The following is a 23,445-nucleotide window of genomic DNA, read 5'->3' on the forward strand; positions in this document are numbered from 1 at the left end:
CCGCCTTAGGGGATAGTGATCGTCTCATACCTCGACACTTTGACCGTCTCGCTCCAGTAATCCGGAGGCAGGCCAGCCTTCATTTTCAGATGTTGTAAAAACTTGCGCGGCTCCGGCAGATCACCCCAGACAGCAGGCAAAAACGTGCCCCGGTAGCGACCTTCTTCCAGCAGCAATCCATCCACACCCGGTCTTAATTGCGCGATCAGGTCGCTTTCGCTCGTGAATGTCATCGGTGATGCTGGTGTGAGAATCGAAAGATGGATTTCGACTTGCATCAGTTCATCTTCGGTAAGCGGCGGAAATCGAGGATCGGAAAATGCAGCCGATACCGCGCTAGTGGCAACATCAACAGCCAAAGGACGTCGAGCTTCAAGCGTGCCGACGCAGCCCCTTAATTTATTGCCAAGATAAAGTGTAACGAAAGTAGCCCGCTTCTGATGCAAAGCTGCTGAATAGTGTGACAGGTCGATCTGTATTTGACTGCGATTTTTCAATCGTTGTGCGATCGCATCCCGTGCGATGCGCAGGAGCGTCTGGCGGTCTTCCTCCGTTAACACCATCATCTCTGCCACATCTCAAGTGTAACGGTGCTCGGTAATGGAGACATCCCCGTAAAGGAAGCGAAACGTACATCACCGACCAAGGCTGGCCATGACTCGCGCCACGATTTCCTTAACGGTGTTGGCATCGACGCTGTCGCTTCCGGGAACAGGACACCCCGAAGCGGGCGGGTTGACCAACCCGTGTTCGCTGATCAGGCACTGGATGACGTTGGTGATCCGGGAAATATTGAGCTGACTGCTGGAGCTTTGATGTTGTCGGCCTTTACCCATTTGGAAGCCGCGCACGCTCATACCGGCCCGGAAACCTTCGGGAAAATCAGCCCCGGTCAGCATGACTTCGATCAGTTCGAGCATCTGGTACTGAATTTTTGTTGCCTCGGCGATCCGTCCCTCACGGAAGTTGTTGTAGAGCCTCATGATCATCTCCGGTACAACGCCGGAGGTAGCGATCGTTCCGCCATCGCCTCCCATGAGCAGTGAAGGCAGCAGGATTTCTTCACAACCGATGAGGAATGAGAAATCGGGACGGATTGGCCGGATTTTGCTGATGGTGTTCATGTATCGCGGCAGATCGCGCTGCGAATCTTTGATGCCAACGATGTTGGGATGTTTGCAGAGCGAGACGATGGTTGGAATGGATATCTCGTTAGCAAACTGCGGAATGTTGTACATCACTACAGGTAACCGGCTGCGGTCAGCCAGTTCCTCGAAATACTGGTGAACGGAATCCTGACTCATCTTGAAGTAGTACGGCGCGATGATCGCGCCAGCGCGACAACCCAGGTCCGCGTAGTAGTTCATCGTGTCCACAGTCAGATCGATATGAGCCTCGTACGCGCCGGCGAGCACGGGTACCTCGCGGCCAGCACGTTTCGCCCGGTCACAGGCTATTTCAATAACACGTCGCCGTTCGGGATAGTCGAGTCGGACGAATTCCCCGGTTGATCCGTTAGGGTACAGGCCGGTGACGCCTTTTTCGATGAGGTAGTCGATGAGTCGGGCGAGTTCTGACTCGTTGATCGCGCGGCCGGCGTCGTCGAGCGGAACCATGTTGGGGCAGAAGATGCCTTGGAGCTTTCCGGGCATGAGCAGAGAACCTCAGTGGTGATGCGAAAAAGCAATGATATCAGAGATGGAGAACGATCGGTTGCGCCAATCCACAGGATATCACGGGTGATGGGATCTATGCCCGCGGCGTCCCGTGTTATGCCACACGACCACGACCGGCACGTTTCGCGTTGTAGAGTTTGTTATCCGCCATTTCGATCAGTTCATGGCCGGATCGTGCGTGGTCGCGGCGAAGCGAAGCGATGCCGATGGACAGGCCGGTCTTGATTCCATTGGGCAGATTAGTGGGAGCCTGCTGGTTAAAAAGCGTAATGAGCTGTTTAGCCAGTGCGCCGGCCCGCTCGACACTGCATCCGGGCATAAGGACTAGAAACTCGTCACCGCCTAACCGGATCGCGTAATCCTCACGGCGGGCGCATCCTTTGAGTAATGCTGCCAGCGAGACGAGCAGGGCGTCTCCTGCGGCATGCCCAAGCGTGTCATTGATCGTTTTGAAATGATCCACGTCGATTACGACGCAGACCAGGTCTTCGTTGGACTGACGCGCCGACTCCGCGAGCGGTTCAAGATGTTCCTCGAGGAAACGGCGGTTGGCGACGTCGGTGAGCGGATCGCGCATGGCCATCGTTCGCAGCTCGCGTGTGGCACGACGCGTTGCCTCCTCGACTCGGTGGTCAAGGGTTCGTCGCAGGTGCTTGGCTTCGTGGTAATCGCGGCGGCACCAGGATGCGATCTGATGAATCTCCCGCGCGATCTGGCCAACCTCATCTCGCCGCTCGATGGGTAGAGCTTTGATCTCCGGCAGGCTGTAGTCGCGGGTGATCCGCGCCAGTTGGATCGCGAGCTTCTCGAAAGGCCCCCCGATCCAGTGGCGTGCCAGTACCAGTGTCGCGCTGATGATGGCGGTTAGGCCGATCGCCAGAAGAATTCCCATACTGCCGAACTTGGCTTCGATAAATCCGATAGCGGCACCGCCGACGGCCGCGAGCGCGACCAGAAGGTTGACCTTGTTGCGCAGAGGAACATCATTCCATGCGGAGCTGATGCGCGGCTGCACGGGCATCGCTTCGGGCGGTGCTTCCTGACGCGGCCCCCCGACTGTTACCGATGGTACAGCCGTCTCGGATTGCAATGAACCCTGACTCACGAAGGGTTCATCGGAAGGAAAAGGGGGTGAGTTTGGTGAGAGCTAAACATTATCGGGCCGCATGGGCAGCCGCGTCACCAGCAACCGACGGCGATCGTGTTTTTACGGCGATTCCGCAGGCGCATGGCCATACAAGTACTCATGAAGAAAGTGGATCGTCACCTCCTGATCGGTCGCCAGATGAGCATTCAAATCGCCAATGGAAATCAACCCCAGCAGTTCGCGGCGTGGATTAACGACGGGTAAGTGACGAATCCTTCGATTCTTCATCACCCCTCTGGCCTCGTCCAGCGTTGTAACCTCGGTGCAACAGATAACGTCGCGAGTCATGGTGTCGGCGACACGGCATTTGGCGGGATCGCGGCGAGCGGCAACGACGCGCTGAAGAATGTCGCGCTCGGTGATGATGCCTTCAACCTTGTCATTGTGAATGACGACCAGTGAGCCGATTTTATGCTCATTCATGAGCAGTGCAGCATCGAGTGCGGATGCTTCAGGCCCGATCGACGAAACGTGCCGCCCTTTTTTCACCAGGAGGTCTTTGATAGTCGCCATGATCGTCTCCTTGAAAGTTGACGACGGCGAAGTCCCGCCAAGAGATGGTCCCGGTATCGCCCGGGAATGTACGGGGCCACACCGTCACTGGCTATCTCAATAGAAGCACATTTATCGTCGAGAGGCAAGAGAAATCTGGGCCGAGACGAGAAAATGGATGATTAGAGTTCCCGCAAAAATCTTGATGAGTTGAAACCTAGCCCGCGCACGAGACGTTAAAACAGCTTTCCCTGTTCGGGAGGGTCTTGTGGTGTGGATTCCAGTACCTCCCGTACCTCATCCAGCAGGTCATCAAGATCGCGAAACTGCTTGTACACACTGGCGAATCGGACGTAGGCAATGTGATCGATCTGCTTGAGCCGCTGTGCAATAGACCGACCGATTTCAATGGAAGGCACCTCGCGGTCGCTGCGACGAAATAACTCTTCCTCTACCTCATCCACGATCCTGGTCATGGCTTCGGTTGTGATGGGTCGTTTGTAGCAGGCGCGTTCCAGCCCACCCAGAATTTTCTCGCGGGAATAGGGTACGCGCGTGCCGTCCTTTTTAATAACTGCGAGTTTGGTGGTTTCCTCGACGTGCTCGTAAGTGGTGTAGCGGCGGTGGCAGCCGAGGCACTCGCGCCGCCGGCGGATGGCTTTGCCGCCATCGGTCGCCCGCGAGTCGATGACCTTGTCTTGATCCGAGCCGCAAAAGGGGCAGATCATATCCTTGAGTATAAGGTAGCGCAGACGGGGTATGGATACGGCATGCTTTCACGGTCAGAGCAGCGGCTGCAGTCACCTCGAATCACCGCTACATCAGATCACTCTATACTTTCACCATGCCTGTCCGCGTTGTGATGCTTGGGGATATCGTCGGCCGCCCGGGTCGGTTGGCTGTCGCACAGCAGATCCCCGTGATCCGCGAGCGATGGCGTCCCGATCTCATCCTCGCCAATGCAGAGAATGCCGCCAACGGCACCGGCCTCGCGCCAGAGCATTACACCCGTCTCCGTGCGGCTGGGCTTGATGGTCTGACGCTCGGCGACCATGCCTACAAAAAAATTCAGATTGTCGAGACTCTTGAACGTCAGAACGACATCATCCGCCCCGCAAACTATCCGCCCGGTGCGCGAGGTAAAGGCTGGATGCGCATCGCCTTTCCCGAAGGCAGCGCAGCTTCGGGACGAGGGCTGTTCGTCGTGACGGTGCTGGGCAGGGTATTCATGCAAGGCCCAGCCGACGACCCGTTCGCCACTATTGAACGGGTACTGAGTGAAATCACCGAGCGCAATCCAATTGTACTAGTGGAAATTCACGCTGAGGCGACGAGTGAAAAGCAAGCGATCGGCTGGCAGTTCAACGGACGGGTCGCAGCGATTGTTGGTACCCACACGCATGTGGCGACAGCAGACGCACGGATCCTCTCCTCAGGAACAGCCTACATCACCGATCTGGGCATGTCCGGCCCGCAGGAGTCGATCCTCGGCCGCGACATCGATCGCGTGTTGCACCATATGCTCACCGCCATGCCCACGCCGTTCGATGTCGCTGAGGGCGACCCCCGTGTTTGCGGCGTGATGATTGAGATTGACGAGAAAACGAAAAAAGCCACAGCCATCGAACGGATTGAACTCAAAGCGGACGCGAACAAACCGCCGTTTACCGCGTGATGACGTCAGCAGAAAAGCCCGACTTCGATACGCTGGGTCGCATCAAGAGATTTAGTCACTGGCCGCTGGTTTTTACTTCCGAGTATGGTCACGTGGGTGGATGATTTTTCAGTAGGACAAACTATGAAAATCGAGTCGATTGCGAATTACGCCTGTCACTGCGGGGAAGGGCCGCTCTGGCATCCATTAGAAAAGCGGATTTACTGGACTGACATCGAAACCGGTCGGCTGTTTCGCTATGACCCTGCTACGCAGCGGCATGAACAGTTTTACTCCGGTCCGCGTGTCGGAGGGTTCACGTTTCAGCCCGAGGGATCGCTTTTGCTCTTTGGTGATCAAGGCAACATCTCGCTGTGGAAAGATGGTCGAGTCGTCAGGACGATTGTCGATTCTCTGTCGGAGGAACGCGGCGGCAGGTTTAACGATGTGATTGCCGATCCCGAAGGCCGAGTCTTTTGTGGGACACTCACGGACACCGCCCCGCACACAGGCCGTCTATATCTGCTTGAGCGTGACGGCTCGATCAAAAAAATTCGCGACGAAGTGAAAGTATGTAACGGAATGGGCTTCAGTCCGGACCTGAAGACGTTCTACTTCACCGACACCTTACGCTTCACGATTTTCAAGTTCGACTACGATCGACAAACAGGCAAGCTCAGCAATGAAAGTGTGCTGGTCCGCTCACCTGACGATGAAGGTTGGCCGGATGGAATGACGGTCGATATCGACGGCAATATCTGGTCCACCCGCTGGGATGGCTGGATGATGGTGGTGTTCGACGCCAAGGGGAAAGAATTACGACGAGTGAAATTTCCAACCGGAAAAATATCTAGCTGCACATTCGGCGGCAAAGACTACTCGGATATGTATGTGACGACAGCGGGGGGCAATGATCCTGTCAATAACGGCGAAGCGGCGGGTACGCTCTATCGCTTGAAACCCGGCGTCAAAGGCAGGGCGGAGTTTTTCTCCCGCGTGCAATGATGATCTGAAAACAGATCGCCCCCGTTGGCGAATAACCACCAGCACCGCGGGAAATACTTTCGGCTTCCCGACAGATCACAGCTCCGCGAGGACCAGATCGGTCACGGCGTGTGTCGGCATCGGCAGGCGATCGAAAGGCATGCCGGCGAATCGCGGGCAGACTCGCATGACGGCAGCTTCAAGCCGGTCGCCTGCTGCGATCAGCTTCGCATCCTTTTTCACGGTACCGGTTTGCTGGAGCAGCATGGCGATCGAGAGGATCGCAGCGATGGGGTTGGCCTTGTTCTGGCCGGCGATATCCGGTGCGCTGCCGTGGATCGGTTCAAAGATACTCGGACTTTTACCTGTCGGATCAAGGTTTCCGCTGGCAGCCACACCCATGCCGCCGGCGATGGCTGCGCCCAGATCCGTGATGATGTCGCCGAACATATTCCCCGTCACGAGCACGTCATACACTTCGGGTTTCAGCACCATGTACATACAGCACGCGTCCACGTGGTGATATTCGCGAGTGATGTCGGGATATTCCTTGGTACCCATTTCGGTGAAGGCTCGCATCCAGAGATCCTGCGCGTAGGTCAGCACATTAGTCTTGCCGACGAGTGTCAGTTTTTTTCCTTTGCGAGAATCTTTTCGATTTCGGGCGCGACAAAGCTCGAAGGCATAACGCAGGCAGCGATCGACACCCATGCGTGTGGCCATCATCTCCTGCACTGCCACTTCGTCTCGCGTACCTTTTCGGAGGATCCCGCCGACACCGCAGTAGAGGTCCTCGGTATTCTCCCGAACCACAACCATGTCGATATGTTCGCCTGTCTTACCCGCCAGCGGTGTCTGCACCCCTGGGTACAGCTTGACCGGTCGGAGATTGACGAAGAGGTCAAGCTCGAAACGAAGTTTCAACAGCAGTCCTCGTTCCATGATGCCCGGCGCGACATCCGGCCTTCCCACCGCTCCGAGATAGATCGCGTCGTAGTTGCGGCGCAGCTCGGCCAGTTCATCGTCGGTGATGACAATATTCTCTTTGAGATAGCGGGCACCGCTGAAGGGGGTTTGTGTGACCTGATATTGAAAGCCGTCGGTTCCGGCTGCTTTGGAGAGCTTATCGAGGCAGCGGAGTCCCTGCGTAGTGACTTCGGGACCGATGCCGTCGCCGGCGATAACTGCAAGTTTGAGCATGGAAGAATCCTTGAAAACGGGGCGGATAGGCTAACGTGGACGCAAAGATTTAGCCATGATTGTTTGAGGATGACCTTTTTACTTGCTCCTGATATCAGCCAGCTCCGCCAGTAGTGCGGCATGTGTACGACAACCCAGCGCGAAGCAATCCAGATCAAATTTTTCATTTGGTGAGTGGATGCAATCGTCCTCCAGGCCAAACCCGATCAGCAGGCTGTCCAATCCGAGTACTCGCTTGAAGTCGATTACGACAGGGATCGTCGCCCCCTCACGAACCAGAACTGCTTTTCGTCCTGCAGTACGAGTAAATGCTCGCTGTGCCGCAGCGACCCACGGGGAATCCGTTGGTGCGATCACAGGCTCCGCACCGTGAAGATCGTTGATCTGCCATCGGCAGCCATGCACATCGTGGCTGCGCAACCAGCGGTCAAAGGCCGCCGCGATTTTCTTTGAGTTTTGATTCGGTGCGAGTCGAAAGCTCACCTTGGCTCCCGCGAAACTGGGGATGACGGTTTTGGCTCCCGCGCCGCCATAGCCGCCATAGAGTCCATTTACATCACAGCTTGGTCGCGCCCAGCGTCGCTCAAGTGTGCCGTAGCCGGCTTCCCCCCAGGGCGTAGCCACGCCGATCGCGCCGAGAAACTCTTTTTCATCAAATCCGAGCGTTGCCCATTGCTGTCTCTCTGCGTCGGTGACGGGTAGCACGTCGTCATAGAAACCGGGGATGGTCACACGTCCCTGTTCGTCAAACAGCCTGCCGAGTACCTGTGTGAGGATTGTGGCAGGGTTGGCAAGTGTGCCGCCATATACGCCGCTGTGCAGGTCACGGTTGGAGTTATGAAGTTGGATGTCGAAGTATTGCAGTCCGCGCAACCCGTAGGTGATCGCCGGCGTTTCGCGGTTCCAGAGTGTGGTGTCGCTGATAAGGACGAAGTCGTGGGCAGCGAGTTCCTTTTGATGCGTGATGAGGAAATCATGCAGATGCGAGCTGCCGCACTCCTCCTCACCTTCGATCAGTGCGGTGACATGAACAGGGAGCTTACCGCCGATCTTCTTCCACGCTCGGAGAGCTTCGATGAACGCAACGACCTGACCTTTGTCATCCACAGCTCCGCGAGCGTAGATTTTGCCATCACGAACCGTCGGTTCGAAGGGTGGCGTCTTCCACAGGTCGAGCGGATCGGGCGGTTGCACATCGTAGTGACCGTAAAACAGAATACGCGGTGCGTCTGTCGGCGCAGCATCACGCGATGATTGTGCGAGCACCACCGGGTGCCCCTTTGTCGGATATACCGTCGCATGAAGGCCAGCCTCTAGCAGAGCACCAGCAACCCAGTCGGCTGCGCATTTCATGTCTTTCGTATAGGCGGGATCCGTACTGACACTGGGGATGGCGAGCAGGGCTTTGAGCCGTTCCACCGCAGCCGATTGATCCGCGGCAATGTGTTTGAGAAGGGCGTCGATCATGTTGAATAAACGGCTGCGTTTGCCGCTCCAAAAAATCGAAATTCCAATTTATCTGTCGATGAATTCCGCATGTAGCGAGACGGATACCGATCAATCCGAATTTACGGAATTACGAAGTCGGAGTCCCGATTTGTCAGGCCTTAAGGCTGATCGGGTCGCAGATTGACCTGCAACATTCCGGACTCGGCAACTCGTACCGGATATGTCCGTACGGGTGGTTCCTGATCAGGGAAGTCCACGTTTTTTCCGGTCTCGATGTTATAGGCATAACCGTGAAAGGGGCAGGTCACCACCTTGTTGCAGACTTCGCCATGTCCCAAGGGCATGCCTGCGTGTGGGCAAATGTCGGCTATGGCGAAGTGTTTCCCTTCGACATTGAAGACAGCCACAGGAACCCCCTCAGCTTGAACGGATTTCTGCTTACATGCCGCGAAGTCTTCGACCGGACCCAGATCAACCCATTTGGCCATGACGTATATCCTTTGCCTACGATTGCAGGTATGAAGACCACGGATTTTAGCCCATACCGCCGAATGATGTCCGACCTTGCCGTCCCCGTGCTGCGGCGGGTTCTGGGATCGCCGCGTGTACGTCGAGGCGATGGTTCGGTTCTTGTGGGCGCGTCACCGGCTCTGTTGCTCGTCGCCGATGCACCGGATCAACACGCCGCGCTGTCGGACGGTCTGCGCGAGCTGGTGGAATTGGACCGTACTGCCAAGATGTCCCCGGACACAGCAGGGGTACCCGTTCTGCACGATCCTCAGGGTCACGCGCGGGAATTTTATTTTCCGTTAGTGCTGCATCTTCATCTAGCTGCTTTTTCAAAGCTCTATGAAACGCTCTCGGTTCATCTGTGGAGTACCTGCGAAGAACTCATGCAGCAGGCGGCACCTCGGCAGATTGAAGCGTGGGCGAGCCGTCCGCCGCCGGCGATCGACACCGCGTTTGTTTTGTGGCAGTCGCTGTGTTTGCTCGACCAGGCCGACTTGGCCAAGCGTGATGCCGACGCGGAATTGGTCGATGCGGTGGTTCATGCGATCATCGAGCAGCCGGGGCCGGGCGGGTCGCTTCATCCGCGTGATGAGGGTTCAGCAGGCGAATCACTCGATGCGTGGACATACCGTGAGTTAGCTGGCCTGCACGCACTGACCAGTCTGGCGCTGGCGCGGCGCAGCGCGGTCTGGGCGGAGCGGGTACGGCAGATTACCGCCTATCACCTGGAAAACACACAGCCGGACAACACGACAACCGAGCCGTGGGGTATCGCGGGCTTTCTGTGGTCGGTTCATGCCCGCAGTTTTGGAGAGCAACAACTCCATGATGTCCAGGCTGGCCAGGGGGCTATGACGCCTGTCACCGCGATGTTGCTGGCCGATGCCGCCAACGCTCTGAGCATATTTGAATCGGTGTAACCGCGACCGAACAGTCATCGCCGCATGGAGTACTGGTTTGGTAAGGCTCCGACCTTGACGCGGGCGGCCATTCTGTGGGCTAAACTTGAAAGCATGGTTCTTAAAAACGTCCTCAATCGCGAAGCCTTCCGCCGTGAGGGTCGTGACCTGGCGGATGAACAGGAAGCTCTAGCGCGTCGCTTCACCCATCACCCGGTGCTACTGCACTGGGTGCATGACATGATCGACCTGTGTGAACCTGACGCGGTGCATTGGTGCGACGGATCGAAAGAGGAATATGACTTCCTTACCTCGCTGATGGTTCAGACCGGCACCCTGATTCGGCTTGATCCGGCCAAACGTCCAAACTCTTTTTACTGTCGCAGCGACGTGGCGGATGTCGCCCGCGTCGAGGATCGCACTTTTATCTGCTCGAATAAATCCGAGGATGCAGGCCCGACCAACAACTGGCGCAATCCCGCCGAGATGCGTGCCGCAATGCGCGAACGGTTCGAGGGTTCCATGCGCGGCAGGACGTTGTACATCATCCCATACAGCATGGGGCCGATCGGCTCTCCCATCGCGAAGATCGGCATCGAGTTGACCGACTCGCCTTACGTCGTCTGCAACATGCACATCATGACCCGCGTGGGTAAAGCGGTGCTTGACGTGCTGGGCGAGGACGGTGAGTTCTGTCGCGGGCTGCATTCGGTCGGCGTGCCGCTCGAAGGTGACAAACCCGATACACCCTGGCCCTGTAACCCAGCGGATAAATACATTGTCCATTTTCCCGAAAGTCGGGAAATCATGAGCTATGGATCGGGTTACGGCGGTAACGCACTGCTGGGCAAAAAGTGCTTTGCGCTGCGAATCGCATCAGTCATGGCTCGCGATGAGGGCTGGCTGGCGGAACACATGCTGATCATGAAGCTCACCAGCCCGGAGGGGAAGTCGATCTACATCGCCGGCGCTTTTCCCAGTGCGTGCGGCAAGACCAACCTTGCCATGCTCACCCCGACTCTGCCGGGCTGGAAGGTTCAGACCATCGGTGACGATATCGCGTGGATGAAGTTCTCCGCCGACGATGGCCGCCTCTACGCGATCAATCCCGAAGCTGGAATCTTCGGTGTCGCACCGGGCACCAGCATGGCGTCAAACCCCAATGCCATACGCACCGTGCGTGAAAACACGATCTTCACCAACGTCGCCATCACCAGCGATCGCGATGTCTGGTGGGAGGGCATGACGGACGAGCCGCCAGCTCTGATGGTCGATTGGACTCGCCGCCCGAGCATCGTTGGTCAAGCCGGCGGAATCCCCACAGGCAAGCTCCTGCGGAAAATGGCGCACCCTAACTCACGATTTACTGCACCGGCGCGGCAGTGTCCCGTGATGGCTCCGGAGTGGGAAGACCCAAGAGGCGTACCGATTTCCGCGATTTTGTTTGGTGGTCGCCGCGCCAACATCATGCCGCTGGCCATCGAGGCGCCTACATGGCAATACGGTGTGTTCCTCGGTTCGATCATGGCCAGTGAAAAGACCGCCGCGGCTGCCGGTCGCGTCGGCGTTCTGCGTCGCGATCCCATGGCCATGCTTCCTTTCTGCGGTTACCACATGGGTGATTACTTCGCTCACTGGCTTCAACTGGGTTGTGAGCATGCGGAATACACGCCGCGAATTTTCCACGTCAACTGGTTTCGGAAAAATGCAAAAGGGGAGTACCTCTGGCCGGGTTATGGGGAAAACGTGAGAGTGCTCAAATGGATTTTCGAGCGAGTTAGCGGCGGAGGCGATGCGATTGACACGCCGATCGGCAGTCTGCCCGCTGCTGGCGCGCTGGATCTGTCAAATCTGGACCTGCCCTCGGAAAACTTGCGCGAGTTGCTCCGCGTTGATGCCGCGGGATGGCTCTCGGAACTTCCGCTGATACGCCAGCATTACGCACAGTTTGGGGCGAATCTTCCTTCAGCCCTCAGTGAGGAATTGGCCGGCCTCGAAAAACGGCTGCGCGAGAAGACTTGACCAGTCGGCACAGCCATCAGTGCTGGCGGTCTGCCCGATGAGAAACACTGGCGGCAGAGCGATGAAGCGGGTACGATGTGGGGCTCGATTCGTCTCGTTTTTTCGGGTTTTGGACACTTTCGATGCCACGTCGTCCCGCCAAGTCCGCACCGACCGTGCAGACGGTTGCCTTCGTCAGCCTCGGCTGCCCGAAGAATCTTGTGGACAGTGAAAAAATGCTCGGCCTGCTCGCGCAGGATGGTCTGGTTCCCGTATCCGAAGGCGGCGAAGCGGACGCCGTCGTCATTAACACCTGCGGTTTTCTCGAAGCATCGAAAGACGAGTCGGTGGATGAGATAACTCGTGCCGCCAAGCTCAAACGTGCCGGCAAGGTCAAACGCATCGTAGTTGCCGGCTGTCTCGTTCAACGGCATCGGGCGAAAATGCTCGAATGGTGCCCGGATATTGATGCGATGATCGGTGTCTTCGATCGCGATCACATCGTCGAGGCGGTACGTGGTCCGATTACACGCTCTGCGTCCGCGGAATCGCGTTTGCCGCTGCCTGTCTATTCGAGTATTGCCGCCAATGCGACCATTGCCAAGCGTGATCGCGGCATCAATGCGGAAGGTTACTTCGAGTCAGACTCTGCGAGGCTGCGACTGACGCCAAGACACTATGCCTATCTTCGTGTCAGTGAGGGGTGCAACCAGAACTGTGCGTTCTGCACGATTCCATCGATTCGTGGCAAGATGCGATCTAAACCGCTGGATGCGATTCTTGCTGAGGCTCGCGAGCTGATTTCTGACGGTGCGTTTGAATTGAATCTCATCGGGCAGGACACGACCAGCTACGGAAATGACATCGGCTATAAGCCGGGGCTGGCCGGCATGTTGCGACAGCTAAATGCGGCTACTCGTGATACGGGGGCGTGGCTGCGGCTGATGTACGCCTACCCCTCGTGCTTTACTGACGAGATGATCGACGCCATCGCCGAATTACCCGGCGTTTTGAAATACATCGACATGCCTCTTCAGCACATCAATGACAAGGTGCTCGAGCGCATGCGTCGCCAGACCAGCCGCAAACTCATCGAGGCTCTGCTGGTCAAGCTCCGCGAGCGGATACCGGGCATGACGCTGCGAACGACCTTTATTGCGGGCTTTCCCGGGGAGACAGCCGCACAGCATCGTGAGTTGGTGCGCTTTGTCAGGGAATACGGCTTTGAGGCGATGGGTGTGTTTCCCTTTTCTCCCGAACCCGGTACGCCGGCAGGGATGCTGCACGCCAAAGGTGAGGCGGTCCCCGCACAGGTCGTGCAGGAACGTGTGGAAGAACTCATGCAGACGCAACAGAAAGTCGCATTCGCTCGAAACGAAAAGGTGGCAGCGGACGCGACGGAGTTTGACGTGCTCATCGACTCGGCTACACGTTCCAGCGGCAAAGCGACCACAGGAGTGACACGAGGCGGGAAGCTCTATGCGGGTCGCACTTATCAGCAGGCTCCGTCGATCGACGGCATTACTTACGTACAGGCCCGCCATCAACTCGCTCCAGGTGAAGTCGTGCGATGCAAAATTACCGCAGCTGATGGTTACGACTTGATCGCCCAGCCCGTGTCGGAAATTGGTTTGGCGATGTCGCTGCCGGTCGTACGGTAAGCAACGATCTACCTGCACGCGCCTACAATTTTGTCATGCACGCCGCGTCATCTGTCAGCCGCTCCGCATCGCAGCGACCAGCGGTTATTCTGACGGTCGGTCACTCCACGCGACCCATTGAAAAGTTCATAGAGTTGCTCCATGCACATGGCGTCGAGCGGTTGGTGGATGTACGCACAGCTCCGGGGTCGAGGCGATATCCGCAATTCAACCAGGAGGCACTGGAGCAATCGCTGCATAATGCGGGTATGGATTACGAACACATCAAAGCGTTAGGCGGTTTTCGTCGCTCGCGTCCCGACTCACCCAACACAGGCTGGAAAAATGCGAGCTTTCGCGGCTTTGCGGACTACATGCTTACCAAACCCTTCCGTGACGGGCTGCGCGAATTGCTGCACCTCGCGAGTGATAAACGTACCGCGATCATGTGCAGTGAAGCGGTTCCCTGGCGTTGTCATCGCTCGCTGATTTCCGACATGCTGCTGGTTCGCGGCATGAATGTCGAGCACATTATTTCCGTTCATAAACGCAATCCGCATCAACTGACGAAATTTGGTCGTGTTGAAGGAGACCACATGGTGTACCCGCCAGCGGAGGAGTCACCTTGCGGAACGCTCTACGATGATGACGTGAAGTAGTCGCCACGCGAAGCGGAGGATTCCGCATCGGAACATTGCAGCTGAGTATTACGTACACGACAATTTTCAGTGGGGTATTTTCTCGAAAGGTCCATCATGACGCATCGATCTCTGGTGGGTTGTCTTGCGGTGTGCTTACTGACATGGGTGGGATGTGAACGAAAGGAAGAGGCCCCCCAGACCGTCGCGCCAGCAACGCCAACCGTGTCCGCTCCGCCGGCTTCCCTGCCTGACGCATCACCCACCTCGACACACCCGCTGGGTGGCGATTCGACGAAGTTGATGACAGAACCTTCAACAGACGATGTGCTGCCAAGTGATGAAGCGGCAACGAAGCTCCGATCTGTCCGCGATGCGATCCATGCGAAGGATTTCAGTACGGCGGATGAGTTACTCGAATCGCTCGAAGTCAGGAAAGTGGAGTTGTCGCCGTCCATTCGACAGCAGGTGGACGCTACGCGAGCACTTCTCGATTCCGCCAAGCAATCCGCTGCGACGGGTATGGATGATCTGGAGATTCCGCAACCGCCGCTCGATCCGAATTCGACGATTGACGATCCGATGAAGTGAATCCTGCGCTATGGGAAAATAAAAGAGCCGCGGGATTGCCGCGGCTCTTTGGAGTGATGGGCTTGAAGTACGCGATCACTTGGCAGCGGGCGGTTTTCCTTCGAGACGTGCCCGTGCGGTGTTGAAAGCCTTGACCACGAGGAACACGCAGAAAGCGACGACGAAGAAGTTAATCAGGTTGTTGATGAATAGCCCCCAGCGGATGGCGACTTCAGGCACAGCCTGTGCGGTGACGGCTCCAGCCAGATCTTTGACTTCGGGTGAGGCGGCTTTGAGCACCACCTTGAGATCTTTGAAGTCCACATGACCCATCGCCATACCGATCGGCGGCATGATGATGTCGTTGACCAGTGAATTGACCACAGAACCGAATGCCACACCGATGATGATGCCTACCGCCAGATCGAGCATGTTGCCCTTCAATGCGAACTCTTTGAACTCCTTCAACATCCCCATGATCGTGCTCCTTAAAAAGAGAAATGGTGAGTAAGCCGCCCGACGCGGTTATTCTCCCGAACCTGTGCAAGTTTTATACTACACGGATTAAACGGTGTCTAAATCATGGTCTCATGTGCCTGCGGGTGCGGGTTCTTTACGCTTGAGTGCCTGTGAGGTGAGTCGTTTGCCGACTTCCCACATGGGGCCTGACATCCGGCTGCAACTGGCGATCACTTCATCAAAAGCGTTGACGATCCGGTCCACATCTTTCGCATTGATAATCAGCGGAGGAATCAGCTTGATAACGTCCAGATGGTGGCCTGCCGTCTGCGCGAGGATACGGTGGTCTTTGAGCAGTGGGATGAGAATTGCTTGGGGGAAGAGGCTCGGATCGAGCTTGTGCAACAGTGCCCACTGGGTTCTGAGCATGATGCCGCGTGGCGTGCCGAACTCGATAGCCACCATCAGCCCTTTGCCTCGTACTTCCTTGACCAGGTCGTACTTCTCGACCAGCGATCGCATCTTCGTCAGGAGCAGATCGCCCATCGCGGCAGCGTTTTCGACTACTTTCTCCTCCCGCAGCACGCTGAGCGTCGCCAGACCAGCCGTCATCGCCAGATCGTTCTGGCCGAATGTGGTCGAGTGAACCACGCAGCGGTCGAGTGAGGAAAAAACTTTTTCATGCACCCAGCGCTTGCTGAGTACCGCACCGGCTGGGACATATCCCCCCGACAGAGCCTTGGCGGTAATCATCACATCCGGCAGATGCTCCGGCGAGTCAGAGGTCAACCAGTGCTGACACGCCCACATTTTCCCTGTCCGTCCGTAGCCGGTCTGAACTTCATCATCGATGTATAGCGTGCCGTATTTCCTGCACAGCCGCACAACGCCGGGAAGAAACGCATCGGAAGGAATATTGACGCCTTTGCCCTGGATCGGCTCGCAGATAAAGCCCGCCACGTCACCTTTTTTCAGCTCGTGTTCAAGGGCGTCGAGATCGTTGAAGGGAACGGCTGTCGTGTACTGACCCAACGGCCCGAAACCTTCACGAAACTCCTCATTACCCATGACCGACAACGCGCCCAGTGACAGGCCGTGAAAACTTTTCTTGCAATAGACGATCCGCGGCTTGCCGGTGGCAGCACGGGCGTATTTAAGAGCAGTCTCGACACCCATCGCTCCGCAGTTGGTGAAAAACACGGTGTCCAGACCGGCTGGTGCGATCTTGATCAACTCCCGCGCGAGCATGCCTGAGAGCGGATAGGCGCCCATCTTCGGCAGGTTCGGCAGGTCGAGATCCATTGCATCCTTGATCGCCTGACGGATCACCGGGTGGTTTCGCCCGCAGGCAAAGGTGCCGTAGCCCGCCAGGCAGTCAAGATATTCATGGCCTTGATCGTCGTAGAGGTACTGGCCTCGGCCATGTGTGTAATTGACATCGAAACCAATGATCCGCAACACCTTCGCAAAGGCGGGGTTGATATGGCTCTCGATGAGATTGAGTGCCTGCCCCTGATTCGCCGCGACAACTGACTTGAGATCAAACATGGCAAACAGCTCCAATCAATGAGGCAATGCCCGTTGGCTGGTTGAGCAAGCAAGGCCTGAGTACGAAAGCATACGCCGCCCGACTAAACACGGCTTCCAAGCGGGAATACGATACCGCGCCGATACGCTATGAAGCGTCCTGTTTTCTTGACTGAACCAGCGAGTTTACCTAATCTTACCGGTTCGGAGCATTGCTCCGCTGGGGCTCGTAGCTCAGTTGGCTAGAGCGCACCGCTGATAACGGTGAGGTCGGAAGTTCGAATCTTCTCGGGCCCATTGAACGATATTCTGCTTTGCGTATCACGTCTTGACGAACTACTCCTCTGACGAGCAGTTGAGCCGATTCTGCGGCTTTGCTGGCTTGATGCGCGAGGTTTCTTCCTGTTCCCGGTTAGTGTAGGGGAGTACTACTTCGCTTCTTCAGGCGGAGATTCTTGGAGGAAGAAGGCAAACGCCTCGGATAGTCTGCCTAGATGAAGGTTGTAGAAACGGATAATTAGGTTTTCAGTCGACGAGCCAGGCCAGCACCACCAGCTCGGCTGCGATAAAAAGCACCAGCCCCCAGGCAAGAGCTAACGCACGGCGTCGTCTGGCGTCGGGAGAGTTTTTTTCATTAAGCAGCGGAATCAGCCGGAGACGAGGCTCAGCAGCCAGCGGGCAGAACTTTGGCGCATATCCTCGCCGCGCCTGGTCCTGCACGATAGCGATGACGAGGTTGGCATCGAAATGCGACAGGCCGAGCATCTGTCCAAGCCGCACCAATCGATCACGAGGCTCAGGGCGCAGGAGCGAGCCTTCGAGTTGCTCGGCTGTTCGCGTGGCGAGCACCCAACGCGGATCTGTGGGCGAGTCGAGGGGTGCTCCCATGACCCCGGCATGGTTGGGCGCTTCGGCAACAGTCGCACGGCGGGTACGGCTGCGTACCGATGACCAGTTGCGCGCAAAACGACTTGTCTTCGGGGTCGTGACCGCCATCCGATTGGTGTCTGGATTGAAGGTTTGCGAAACGTCCGCAGAGAGCATAGCTCACAGTTTTGGCGCGGCCAGTATTTTGTTAACAAAGAAGTGAAATTCGAGAAGATGACGGCTGCCCCTTGGCTCCAAATCCAAAGATTTGGTATAGTAGGGGTGTCTGAGACGACTGATATTTTTCGAATTTCGTCTCAGTCGAGCCCCTGTTTTGCCGAAAGACGTCCAAGGGGAGACCAGCTTTTGAGTGGCTGTTAGAGCCTTTCGGCAGCCGGTGACGGCATAGTCGCCCGGCGACCTTCTGAGAAGAGCCTGAAACTGGGAGGTTTTGCGGCCAGCCGTTCATCGCGGCGGTACAGCGACCTTCAAGACATTCCCAATCGAAGCATCGGCATGAGCGATGCGTTGGAAGGGGAAGGGGTAAAACCCCTGCGGGAAGTCGGATGGAGGATGTTCTGAATCGGTTCCCGACTCTGGATGGAACATACCCGGCTTGACCGGGACACTTGGCACCAATTATCCCCGGGTCTGCGTTGGCTGGCTGTGTTGCTGGCAGCGTCGGAACCCATGGAGTCCGCCAGCGCGGAATCCCACACAACTCGTCACCCGATCGGACACCATCGCTCGACGCCGCCATTGGGTTTCCACAGACCGGCACAAGATCGTGTCGGCGCAACAATCAGGGCATCATGCAATCTCACACGGGTATTCTCGAAATTTCCAATCGCACCGACGGACGTCTTCGCATCCTTGATAAGACGTTGATCAGTTCCCCAGCCGATCCGGTTGTTCCGGCACGAATCATTGAGCGTTACCAGCTTCGTCCCGGACTGGAGATGGAGGTCGAGCTGAGTCAGGGCGGGGGCAACGGCCACCATCATCAACATCACCAACACCAGCATGGCCGGCGCGGAAGGCAACAGCCCAAGCCGATGCGTGCCAATGCCATCGCACCCAATGCGCCTCGCGTTCAACAGGTCTTCAAAGTAGATGGCCAGCCGCCGGAAGAGTTCGCCAAGAGGCGGAAGTTTGAAGATTTAACCACCATCGACCCCTCGCCGCGGCTGACTCTTGAATACCCCGGCTGTCCGCCCTCGTGTCGGCTGATCGATCTTTTCTGTCCCATCGGCTACGGGCAGCGGGGCATGATCGTCTCGCCCCCCAAGGCCGGCAAAACCACGTTGTTGCAGAACATCGCCTTTGCGGTGCAGAAGAATCATCCGAATGTGCATGTGATCGCGTTGTTGGTCGATGAGCGGCCGGAGGAAGTCACGGATTTCCGCCGCAATGTTCCATGTGAAGTGCTCGCGTCGAGCAATGACCACACCGCCGAAAAGCATTGCGGACTGGCGATATTGACCATCGAACGAGCCAAGCGGATGGCCGAAGCCGGCCGTGATGTGGTTGTGCTTCTCGACTCGCTGACCCGCGTCGGTCGTGCGTTCAATACGGCGCCAGGAATGTCGCAAACAGGTCGAACGCTCTCCGGCGGTCTGGACGCATCGGCACTGGCGATACCCAAGCAGCTTTTCGGCGCAGCTCGAAAGTTTGAAGAAGGCGGATCGCTGACCATCATCGCCACCGCCCTGGTTGATACCGGCAGCCGTGGAGATCAGGTGATCTTTGAAGAGTTCAAGGGTACGGGCAACATGGAGATGATTCTCGACCGCAAAATTGCGGAGCGACGCATCTTCCCGGCAATCGATTTGGCCGCCAGCGGCACACGAAAGGAGCACCTGCTCGTGCCACCCAAAGAGTTGGAGACGATGACCGCACTGCGACGGCGGTTACTCAACATGCCGCCTGACCAGCAGGTTTCCCAACTTCTCAAAGCATTGGAGCGATTCAAGACCAACGCTGAACTTGTCGGAGCCTCTCAAAGCCCGGCCAACTCGTAAAAACGAGGCTAAGATTATCGGGGGTGGAGTGCATTTCATGCTGAACAGGCGATGCCATCAATTCCGAAACGATGCCTTCACACTTATTGAGATGCTGGTGGTTGTCTCGATCATTGCGCTGTTGATCGCCCTGTTGCTGCCGGCATTACAAAAAGCCCGCGTCACTGCGCAGGCGGTTTCCTGCGCTGCACGCGAACGGCAATTTCACGTTTGGATCGAGCAATTCCGCAGCGATACCAACTGGTATCCGGTAAACGTAACCTGGGCGTCGAATCCAACCTACACAAAGCCCAATGGATCGGGTCAGTGGGACGGGAATTTTGTGGATGAAATGCAGGCCTACATGGGTGGCGGCGGGTCCGACCCGTATGCTGCGTCTTACTACGTCGGCACACTGGGTGACACCTCATGGACCAATTCTGCAAGAAAAAACTTCTTCCTCTGCCCCGGCATGAACTACCAGCCGCCCAGCGCTTTGGACTACGCCTACATCGTCAGTCTCAACTATATTTCCTGGGGTTGGAAACTCGATAATTACTGCATGACGTCTTTCTTTGGACTGGGTAATCTCTCAAGTCAACCCCAGCTCTGGTTTCCCAAGAAATCCGATAACTTTGGTCGTATCTCGCCTTCACAACTGGCCATGATGGGCGAAATCTATTCCGCATCGTCTTATTTTGGATACTACTGGGTCGGTCCTTACGTTGCTCCGCATCACAACGCGAGCAATTTACTTCTAGCAGATGGTCATGTTGGCACCTTTGATCGAAAGACGATGGATGCCATGGGTGGGTCACAATTCAAGTTCTACCCAAGTGTCTGGCCGTGATCCGTTTATGCCACGATGGAAACAGCAGAAGATTGGAGCAGATATTTTTATTGGGTGTTGCCGCGAACCCAATGAGTTTCAATAATAGGTTGTTTAGTTCTGGAAGCTCACGTTATGGCCCAACGACGTTCTGCAACCCCTGATCTGCCAGCCTTTACGCTCGTCGAGTTGCTGGTTGTCATCGCCATCGTGGCTCTGCTTATTTCCCTGCTCCTGCCCGCACTGGGAAAAGCTCGTGCCGTGGCCCACACGGTGATGTGTCAGAGCAATCTCAAGCAGATTTACATTGGCTTTGCTTCTTATGCTGCCGAGACCACCGACTACATGCCCGCGACTGTGAGCTATTCCGATATTCTCGGGAAAATGGGCTACTTTGGTGCCCCCAAGCGCTTCGGCCCCAACATCACTGCGGGAACCTATAACTTTGCGCTTGATCGCTGGCAGGTTTTCTCATGCCCTGGAGAACCAGCGGAAAAACTGGGTACCAGTGATCCAAGCTACAACGGCCGGGCTACCACCAATTTCGACAACGAGTTCATGCGCACCAGCTTTGCCTACAACTGGTCTATCTCCCAATACTATTATTGGACCCCGCGCAAAGGTTTTTCCAAGCCCAAACGCGCCCCAGATAAGGCTACCTTACTCATGGATGCCCGACTCTGGACTTATGGGTGGGATCTTTTCTATTTTGAGTGGAATGTCGATACGGCATACGGCCTGAATAACATGACGTGGTGGCATGCGTTTCATCATCCCGGCAAAAAAGCCAACATGATCTACATGGATGGCCATGTCACACAGGAACGACATTACACGGAGTCGCTCATACCACTTTTTGTCTGGAACTGGCCTAACGGTGAATACCCTTGAGCTGACGCTTGAATTAGCCTGTTTAGGTGCTAAATTTCTCTTGGCTGGTGCCCATTTCAGGAGACGTCCGGGCAGTTGGGATAGACTCCATCTATCGGAACGTCGATAAAGAGAAAAGTGGTCGGGAGCTTTGCATGTCGCTGCATGCCAATCAAAGCAAATCCGGTCGAGCTTTTACGCTCGTCGAATTGTTGGTTGTCATCTCCATCGTAGCCGTATTGATTGCGTTGCTCCTGCCAGCGTTAAGTCAGGCGAAAGCAATTTCGCGAGCTGCCAAGTGTGGGTCGAATCTGCGACAGATCGCAGTAGCGTTCGGCAGCTATGCGGTCGATACCGGCGACTGGATTCCCCAGACCAGCTATTGGGATGAGATCCTCGGTGCGGGTGGTTACCTCGGCGGGCGCGGCGCGTATTTCAGCGGCGGCTCAACTACCTGGTGGGGCACCTACCGTTACCCCATCCTCGAATGCCCCGCAGAAACCCCCGAACTCATTCCTACCTCCGATCCTAACTACAACCAGAAGCCCGTCACCAACTACGGCAATGAGCTGGTCGCCAACAGCTACATGATTAACTGGAGTGTCTCTCAGTACGCCTATGGCTCACCACGTCGTGGATTTTCTAATCCGGTGCGCGGGCGTTCGATTTACTCAGGGCTGCCTACGCCGATTCCCTCTACTTCCAAACTCACCTTTGTGATGGACATGGGCCGTGCGGTTTTTGGTTGGGCGCAGAATAACTTTGAGTGGCGGATCGATATTCTCGGCGACCAGCCGTACTACATGTACACCCCGGGATTCAACCACCCCAACAAGTCATCGGAAATGATGTACATGGATGGGCACGTGGGTGTGGTCAGATACTGCACTCCTGGCCAGCCGAACTACGTCGATATTTGGATTTTTGGTGACTACAACAACATGTGATGTGGAGCGTGCTCGTCCGCCGACACGGCATTACGCGACGCTCATTGCCTTTAGCAATTCCCGTGTCACCGCAGCTGGATCGATGGCGCCACAGACTATCGACGACACCGCGATACCCTGCCCTCCCGCGCGGAGCAACTCTCCGACGCGCTCGACGGTGATCCCGCCGATTGCCAGATGCGGCAGTTTTCCCCACGCGGCATACTCTCGCAGATAGTCCGGACCGACGATGTGTTCCTTGTGTTTGGTGATCGTTGTGAACATTGGGCCGACACCGCAGTAATCCGCGCCATCGCTCAGTGCCTGCCGGGCCTGAGAAAGGTTAGACGTGCTGACTCCGATGAGAAGTCGCCGACCGACGAGTCGTCGCGCTTCGGCACAGGGCAGGTCCGTTTGCCCCAGATGGACCCCGTCGGCTTCACCCAGCAGCGCAATATCCGGTCGGTCGTTGACGATGACCGCGACGCCGCGCGGCCGCGCCATCGTGACGAGTTTTTTCGTACGGGTAAGCAGTTCGCTCCCTTCAAGGGATTTCTCGCGCAGTTGCAGGCAATCCGCGCCGCCAGTGATCGCGCCTTCTGCGACCGCCAGCCAATCATGACCCTTGCATAGATCCTCTGTGATCAGAACGCAGAGCTTCCATTGCTTTCGTATGCCGCTGCCCATCGCAAGATTAAGCCGTTGCTCAAGGTCATAACCTCGGTAGCGGATCGACTCGATCCGTATCGCGAAGTCACCTGCCGTCGTCCCCAGTGTCTTGCCATACTCTTCGAGTGCTCGCAGTGCTTCACTGAGTCGTTTACCAGCAGCGAGTGCCACATCGGCCGCTGATTCACGGGATACCTCGCGCGAGGTTTTGATCGTGGTTCCGACATCACCGGGGGTATCACGATTGGCTTCAAGAGCTGGGACCAGTTCCAGTGCTGCGGCAAGATCATGCCTCAGCGTTTTTAGACCATCGACCAGCGCCGCATCATCGAGCAGGAAACGCGCCGCTTCCTCCATGACCCGCAAGGCTTCACGTGCCCGATTACTGTTGGCATCGAGGATGCGAAGGATATTGGGCATGGTTTGAGTCACACCTTC

At 56.5% G+C, this 23,445-nt stretch carries 23 protein-coding genes and 1 tRNA gene; 12 read left to right on the top strand and 12 right to left on the bottom strand.

Translation table 11 applies throughout. The annotated features are described in order from the left end of the window. Nucleotides 1–5: 5 nt before the first annotated feature. From amrA to nrdR, 5 genes are all read right to left on the bottom strand, one after another. Nucleotides 6–575: an AmmeMemoRadiSam system protein A gene (gene amrA / locus IT444_01900; GenBank protein MCC7191510.1), complete on the bottom strand. Its 570-nt coding sequence runs from the start codon at nucleotides 573–575 to the stop codon at nucleotides 6–8. Nucleotides 576–635: 60 nt separating this feature from the next. Continuing rightward, nucleotides 636–1,652, bottom strand: coding sequence for a dihydrodipicolinate synthase family protein (locus IT444_01905; protein MCC7191511.1), 1,017 nt, complete (start codon nucleotides 1,650–1,652; stop codon nucleotides 636–638). 118 nt (nucleotides 1,653–1,770) lie between these two features. Beyond that, nucleotides 1,771–2,781 (bottom strand): diguanylate cyclase, encoded by a 1,011-nt coding sequence (locus IT444_01910; protein ID MCC7191512.1) that lies wholly within the window; start codon nucleotides 2,779–2,781, stop codon nucleotides 1,771–1,773. 102 nt (nucleotides 2,782–2,883) lie between these two features. Beyond that, nucleotides 2,884–3,336, bottom strand: a complete 453-nt coding sequence (locus IT444_01915) for a CBS domain-containing protein (GenBank protein MCC7191513.1) — start codon at nucleotides 3,334–3,336, stop codon at nucleotides 2,884–2,886. Nucleotides 3,337–3,551: 215 nt separating this feature from the next. Next, a complete protein-coding gene (gene nrdR, locus IT444_01920; GenBank protein MCC7191514.1) occupies nucleotides 3,552–4,043 on the bottom strand; it encodes a transcriptional repressor NrdR in 492 nt (163 codons plus the stop codon). Between the two features lie 116 nt (nucleotides 4,044–4,159). Between nrdR and IT444_01925 the strand changes: the two genes are divergently transcribed. Both IT444_01925 and IT444_01930 read left to right on the top strand, forming a co-directional pair. Beyond that, nucleotides 4,160–4,990 carry a TIGR00282 family metallophosphoesterase gene (locus IT444_01925; protein MCC7191515.1) on the top strand — a complete coding sequence of 277 codons (831 nt, stop codon included), beginning with the start codon at nucleotides 4,160–4,162 and terminating at the stop codon, nucleotides 4,988–4,990. A gap of 123 nt (nucleotides 4,991–5,113) precedes the next feature. Continuing rightward, nucleotides 5,114–5,974: an SMP-30/gluconolactonase/LRE family protein gene (locus IT444_01930; protein ID MCC7191516.1), complete on the top strand. Its 861-nt coding sequence runs from the start codon at nucleotides 5,114–5,116 to the stop codon at nucleotides 5,972–5,974. Nucleotides 5,975–6,049: 75 nt separating this feature from the next. Here the strand turns inward: IT444_01930 and IT444_01935 are convergent, their stop codons facing one another. The 3 genes from IT444_01935 to IT444_01945 all read right to left on the bottom strand — a co-directional run bounded on the left by IT444_01935 (nucleotide 6,050) and on the right by IT444_01945 (nucleotide 9,090). Next, nucleotides 6,050–7,153, bottom strand: a complete 1,104-nt coding sequence (locus tag IT444_01935; protein ID MCC7191517.1) for a 3-isopropylmalate dehydrogenase — start codon at nucleotides 7,151–7,153, stop codon at nucleotides 6,050–6,052. A gap of 78 nt (nucleotides 7,154–7,231) precedes the next feature. Further along, on the bottom strand, nucleotides 7,232–8,620 hold the full coding sequence (locus tag IT444_01940) for a dipeptidase (protein MCC7191518.1): 1,389 nt from the start codon (nucleotides 8,618–8,620) through the stop codon (nucleotides 7,232–7,234). A gap of 140 nt (nucleotides 8,621–8,760) precedes the next feature. Continuing rightward, nucleotides 8,761–9,090 carry a Rieske 2Fe-2S domain-containing protein gene (locus IT444_01945; GenBank protein MCC7191519.1) on the bottom strand — a complete coding sequence of 110 codons (330 nt, stop codon included), beginning with the start codon at nucleotides 9,088–9,090 and terminating at the stop codon, nucleotides 8,761–8,763. Between the two features lie 30 nt (nucleotides 9,091–9,120). Between IT444_01945 and IT444_01950 the strand changes: the two genes are divergently transcribed. The 5 genes from IT444_01950 to IT444_01970 all read left to right on the top strand — a co-directional run bounded on the left by IT444_01950 (nucleotide 9,121) and on the right by IT444_01970 (nucleotide 14,881). Continuing rightward, a complete protein-coding gene (locus IT444_01950; protein MCC7191520.1) occupies nucleotides 9,121–10,032 on the top strand; it encodes a hypothetical protein in 912 nt (303 codons plus the stop codon). A gap of 24 nt (nucleotides 10,033–10,056) precedes the next feature. Then, entirely contained in the window at nucleotides 10,057–12,033 is a 1,977-nt protein-coding gene (locus IT444_01955; protein MCC7191521.1) for a phosphoenolpyruvate carboxykinase (GTP), read from the top strand. A 122-nt stretch (nucleotides 12,034–12,155) separates the two neighbouring features. Further along, nucleotides 12,156–13,673, top strand: coding sequence for a 30S ribosomal protein S12 methylthiotransferase RimO (gene rimO, locus IT444_01960; protein ID MCC7191522.1), 1,518 nt, complete (start codon nucleotides 12,156–12,158; stop codon nucleotides 13,671–13,673). A 35-nt stretch (nucleotides 13,674–13,708) separates the two neighbouring features. Then, nucleotides 13,709–14,311, top strand: coding sequence for a DUF488 domain-containing protein (locus tag IT444_01965; GenBank protein MCC7191523.1), 603 nt, complete (start codon nucleotides 13,709–13,711; stop codon nucleotides 14,309–14,311). 96 nt (nucleotides 14,312–14,407) lie between these two features. Then, nucleotides 14,408–14,881, top strand: coding sequence for a hypothetical protein (locus IT444_01970; GenBank protein ID MCC7191524.1), 474 nt, complete (start codon nucleotides 14,408–14,410; stop codon nucleotides 14,879–14,881). 75 nt (nucleotides 14,882–14,956) lie between these two features. Here the strand turns inward: IT444_01970 and mscL are convergent, their stop codons facing one another. Beyond that, entirely contained in the window at nucleotides 14,957–15,337 is a 381-nt protein-coding gene (mscL, locus tag IT444_01975) for a large conductance mechanosensitive channel protein MscL (protein MCC7191525.1), read from the bottom strand. 111 nt (nucleotides 15,338–15,448) lie between these two features. Further along, nucleotides 15,449–16,867, bottom strand: coding sequence for an aspartate aminotransferase family protein (locus IT444_01980; protein ID MCC7191526.1), 1,419 nt, complete (start codon nucleotides 16,865–16,867; stop codon nucleotides 15,449–15,451). Between the two features lie 202 nt (nucleotides 16,868–17,069). Here IT444_01980 and IT444_01985 point away from each other — a divergent pair. After that, nucleotides 17,070–17,143, top strand: a tRNA-Ile gene (locus IT444_01985). Between the two features lie 228 nt (nucleotides 17,144–17,371). Here IT444_01985 and IT444_01990 read toward each other — a convergent pair. Next, entirely contained in the window at nucleotides 17,372–17,842 is a 471-nt protein-coding gene (locus IT444_01990) for a hypothetical protein (GenBank protein ID MCC7191527.1), read from the bottom strand. A 683-nt stretch (nucleotides 17,843–18,525) separates the two neighbouring features. Between IT444_01990 and rho the strand changes: the two genes are divergently transcribed. The 4 genes from rho (at nucleotide 18,526) to IT444_02010 (ending at nucleotide 22,359) form a co-directional block, all read left to right on the top strand. Continuing rightward, nucleotides 18,526–19,734, top strand: a complete 1,209-nt coding sequence (gene rho, locus IT444_01995) for a transcription termination factor Rho (GenBank protein MCC7191528.1) — start codon at nucleotides 18,526–18,528, stop codon at nucleotides 19,732–19,734. A 37-nt stretch (nucleotides 19,735–19,771) separates the two neighbouring features. Next, nucleotides 19,772–20,563 (top strand): prepilin-type N-terminal cleavage/methylation domain-containing protein, encoded by a 792-nt coding sequence (locus tag IT444_02000; protein ID MCC7191529.1) that lies wholly within the window; start codon nucleotides 19,772–19,774, stop codon nucleotides 20,561–20,563. 114 nt (nucleotides 20,564–20,677) lie between these two features. Next, entirely contained in the window at nucleotides 20,678–21,433 is a 756-nt protein-coding gene (locus IT444_02005; GenBank protein ID MCC7191530.1) for a hypothetical protein, read from the top strand. A gap of 134 nt (nucleotides 21,434–21,567) precedes the next feature. After that, a complete protein-coding gene (locus tag IT444_02010) occupies nucleotides 21,568–22,359 on the top strand; it encodes a type II secretion system protein (protein MCC7191531.1) in 792 nt (263 codons plus the stop codon). Between the two features lie 30 nt (nucleotides 22,360–22,389). Here the strand turns inward: IT444_02010 and thiE are convergent, their stop codons facing one another. Continuing rightward, complete coding sequence (thiE, locus tag IT444_02015; GenBank protein MCC7191532.1) at nucleotides 22,390–23,427, bottom strand: thiamine phosphate synthase; 1,038 nt, start codon at nucleotides 23,425–23,427, stop codon at nucleotides 22,390–22,392. Nucleotides 23,428–23,445: the final 18 nt, after the last annotated feature.

The sequence above is a fragment of the Phycisphaeraceae bacterium genome (assembly GCA_020851465.1).
GTDB lineage: Bacteria > Planctomycetota > Phycisphaerae > Phycisphaerales > Phycisphaeraceae > JADZCR01.